A 4,283-nucleotide genomic window follows, 5' to 3' on the forward strand; every position below is an offset into this window, starting at 1 on the left:
GAATGAAGAATGCTTTTTTCCAAAAAGAGTTTCAATTGTAGTTTAAATCATATATATTTACTTACTGATTAACTAAAATGAGTTCGTTTAAAGGTTTTTAGACGAACTGACGTTAGCAGCAAGTTTAAAAAACCGAAACAACGAAAATATGAATGAAAACGAAAAGGAATTAAGTGAACATTTGATTTTTATAAAACAAAACATTGTAAACTTAAGAGACCAAGAAATATATTCAAAAATATATGAGCATTTTGAACGAAAATCTTTTTTAAGAAACATACGTGTTTTAGAAGCTAACCATCTAATAGTTGAAGACGAAAACCGAAACTCTATATATTCGATAACCGAAAAAGGAGAACGGTACTTAGAGCAAGTAACTAAAGAACTTGAATATAATTCTGAAAAAGAAAGAATAGAATTTGAAAATCTGAAATCAAGTACAGAAGTCAATAAATGGCTTCTAAAAACTAAATGGTACCCATTGCTTATTTCAATAATCGCAGTTTTAGTTTCCATAATTTTAGGATTTAAAGACGACACTAAAATAAATGAATTAGAAGAACGCATATTAAACCTAGAAAAGAAATCAGAATCAATAAAAAGTGATGCCAAACCTTTAGAGATTTATCCCAAGGAAGCGGTTGAAAAAGCAACCACCAAAAAAATTGACACTTAAAAAAAAACTTTTCCATAAAATAATTTTAAAATACTTACGACTTAAAAGCGGTGCGGAAGCGAAACCAAAAATTGAAATAAATAAAAAACCGAAGGCATAACAGCTGTCTTTGGCTATTGTGGAATTTAGTGGAATTACCGTTTCGCAATCATATTTTAGTTAAGCCAAAAATACTCGGATTACGAACTTCCACAACAGACCACAGGCAGCGGAACGTTATGCCTCAGTTTAGAAAACCGAAAAATGAAAGACAGTTTAACTATAAAAGCTCTTAAATATATCTCCAAAAGAAATGGAGAATACAAACCTGTTGACATTAAAGAATTTTTGTTATTCAACTTCCCAGAAAAACCACAAATGGAAGAAAGATACGAGATGAAGAGATTTATTGAGTTCTTAACTAAAAGCGATTTAATTGAATATATTTCTGAAAATGGATTGTGGTTTATACAAGTTGCTGGTCGAAAAATACCAAGAGAAGAAATTTCTGCTTTAGTGAAAATCACATCAAAAGGATTTGATTTAATTCGGGAGAATGATAAATACATAAAAAATAATATTAGTTTTTATTTAAGTTTTTTATTTGGAGTTTCTGCTCTATTTCTTGGCTGGAGAAATTACATTTTGCTAGAGAATCGTGAAGTTTTAAAAGTCGAAAATGCTCAACTGAAAGTCGAGAATGCTCATTTAAAAGAATTGAAACTTCCTCAGTCCTTATCAAAAAACAATGTAGTTGAAAAAAAAGAGAGCATAAAACAGAAATAAGCAGAAACCAGTGGGAATATGAAACCATTTTATCAGTAATAAACATAATGTTATTTTTAAAATGCGTCTGACTTAAACGGTGCAGAAGCGAAACCGAAAATTGGAATAAATAAAAAACCGAAGGCATAACAGCTGTCTGTTGCTATTGTGGAATTTAGTGGAATTATCGTTTCGCATAAACTTTACGTTAAGCCAAAAATTGAAAGGTTACGAACCTCCACAACATCCACAGGCAGCGGGACGTCAAACTGTCTAATAACCTCCTTTATCCCTGTTAAATAAATTGTATTAAAAATCGTTCAAATAATTTGCATAACTCGTTGGTTTTTATTATATTTAAGGATGAAATTCATCAACGGAACCAATAGAAACCAACTCCCGCTTTTTGCTTCATCGATAGATGATGCCATTGCGCAAGACAATGAAATCAGGCTCATTGACCTTTTTGTAGACAGTCTTAAACTCGCTGATTTTGGCTTTACTTTCGATTTTGTCGAAAACGTAAGACCTGCTTATCATCCTTCGGATTTACTCAAACTCTTTATTTACGGCTATCTCAATCGCATGCGTTCCTCCAGAACTTTGGAGAAAGAGTGCAATCGCAACATTGAACTCATTTGGCTTTTGAAAGGTTTGGTTCCTGACCACAACACCATTGCTAATTTTCGTAAAAACAATCCCAAAGCCATTGCGCGCGTTTTTCGGGCAACGGTAAAACTAGCCTCCCATTTTGAACTCATTGGCGGAAGCCTTGTTGCTGGTGATAGTACCAAACTCAGAGCACAAAACGCCAAGAAAAACAATTTTAATCCCAATAAAATAGAGCGTCACATTGCTTATATCGATGCTAGACTCGAAGAATATAACTTGGCTTTAGCTAAAGAAGATGATGATGTTCTGGAAAAACAAATTATTGAAAAGAAGATAAAAAAACACAGTATTCAAAAGCAAAAATACATCGGGTATCAAAACACAATTGATACTACAGGGGTTACCCAAATTTCGACTTCGGATCCTGATAGTCGCCAAATAATGACGCGAAATAACATCTCGGAAGTGGCCTATACGGTACAAACTACAGTGGATGCGCTGCATAACATTCCAATTGATTTCAAGGTGACCAATGAAAACGATTCCAAAGCCATGGGCGGCATGTTGCGCCGAAGCAAAACCATTTTAGGTCACAACAATTTTACCGCCATTTATGATAAAGGCTATCACACAGGGAGTGAGTTCGATTATGCTAATAGACTTGGCATTGATGTGTTGGTAGCTATTCCAGGAGTTTCTGCTCACGCACCTGATTTGGCTTTTGATGTAGAACATTTTAAATACAACATAACCACCGATTCCTATACCTGTCCTGCCAATGAAACCCTGACCACCAACGGAAATTGGTACGCCAAAAAGAACGGCAAATCAATAACCCAGATGAAGCATTACAAAACTAGTGCGTGTTTGACTTGTCAACTTTATAAAAAATGTACCAAAAATGTCAAAGGCAGACTCATTGAACGCTCCCAATACGCTGATTTAATTTTTCAAAATAAAGTACGAATCGAAAATAATTATGAAGTCTATCGCAGAAGGCAAGCCATAGTGGAACATCCATACGGTGTCATTAAAAGACAATCGGATTTTTATTATATCATGACCAAAAAAACCATCAAACGCGCCTCAGCCGATGTAGGATTGATTTTCTGTGCCTACAATCTGCGCCGAATTTTTAATTTAATAGACCAAAATCTACTAAAACAATATCTAAAAGTATTGGCTTTATATTTTGGGACTCTAAGAGCAATTTTTAAAGCTTTTTACGGACTGTTTTATTTTGATAATCCTAAACCGACTTTTCCCAGAAAGAATTTTAATTGTAGTTTAAATCACATATATTTACTCACTGATTAACAAAATACTGTTCGTTTGAAGGTTTTTAGACGAACTGACGTTATGCCCAATTTTAAATAAGATAAACGATGAAACATTTAGTAATAATATTAGCACTTTGGACTTTTATCGGTTGCGGAAGTAAGGAAGATTCAAAAAACGTTATCAAGAAAACAACGGTCAGCCCAATAACCATAAGTAAAGTTTCGGAAGTATGGCTCTTTGAAAAAGTTGACGGTAGTAAACTAGTTTTTAAAAACGGACAGTCTTTCCAAACCAATTTATTTGAGCTTAAATTTATCGGACAAGTTTCTAACGTTGACAAAGCTCCCTTTTTGATTTTCTCCGGTCGAGACTGTAACGAGTGTGACGCAAACATTTCCCTTTATATTCACTCACCTTCGGACGGAAAGTTATCCATTAAACATGGAGAAAATAGCTATCAATTTCCCGGAACAGAAATAGACTATGAAACCGACAGCATTACGTATGTTTCAAGAGCATTCTTCGGACAAGTTTTGGATAACACCAAAGGAGTAATTTGGTATGAAAATAGACTTTTAGAAAATGGAAAAATGGGGTCAAATGTTTTTCTTTCACGTATTGAGAAAGGATCAAAAAAAGATACAGTTTTTGCTGGAAAAGGAGAACTAGAAGAAACGGCTAACCTAGTAAAAAAAGGACTGTGTGTCGAAATATTAGGTCAAAAATACTCGAGCGAGTTATAAAAAAACTGGGCATAACAGTTAGGGTTTCGTTGCGTGCGCAGCACCAACAATGAAACCCGTGTTGAACAGCCTGTCCCGTTTTTACGGGAGAACCGATTACCTGCCGTCAACACTATGGAGTTATCGTAAAGATTGTAGCGGTATTTTTAATAGGATTTTGTTCCTCTTTTTTTGCGGAGTGGTTTCAGCTAGTTCTTTCGTGTTTTCCGTCACTTTTGAGCATACGT

At 34.5% G+C, this 4,283-nt stretch carries 4 protein-coding genes; all 4 read left to right on the plus strand.

Going from position 1 to position 4,283, the window contains the following annotated elements; all coding sequences use genetic code 11:
- Positions 1-148 precede the first annotated feature (148 nt).
- The 4 genes from ACP7AV_RS17010 (at position 149) to ACP7AV_RS17025 (ending at position 4,056) form a co-directional block, all read left to right on the plus strand.
- A complete protein-coding gene (locus ACP7AV_RS17010) occupies positions 149-676 on the plus strand; it encodes a hypothetical protein (protein ID WP_426092986.1) in 528 nt (175 codons plus the stop codon).
- Positions 677-919: 243 nt separating this feature from the next.
- Positions 920-1,441, plus strand: a complete 522-nt coding sequence (locus ACP7AV_RS17015) for a hypothetical protein (protein WP_426092987.1) — start codon at positions 920-922, stop codon at positions 1,439-1,441.
- Positions 1,442-1,783: 342 nt separating this feature from the next.
- Positions 1,784-3,349 (plus strand): IS1182 family transposase, encoded by a 1,566-nt coding sequence (locus ACP7AV_RS17020; RefSeq protein WP_426092988.1) that lies wholly within the window; start codon positions 1,784-1,786, stop codon positions 3,347-3,349.
- Positions 3,350-3,417: 68 nt separating this feature from the next.
- Entirely contained in the window at positions 3,418-4,056 is a 639-nt protein-coding gene (locus tag ACP7AV_RS17025) for a hypothetical protein (RefSeq protein WP_426092989.1), read from the plus strand.
- Positions 4,057-4,283: the final 227 nt, after the last annotated feature.

The organism is Flavobacterium sp. DSR3-2 (assembly GCF_049896525.1).
Taxonomy (GTDB): Bacteria; Bacteroidota; Bacteroidia; order Flavobacteriales; family Flavobacteriaceae; genus Flavobacterium.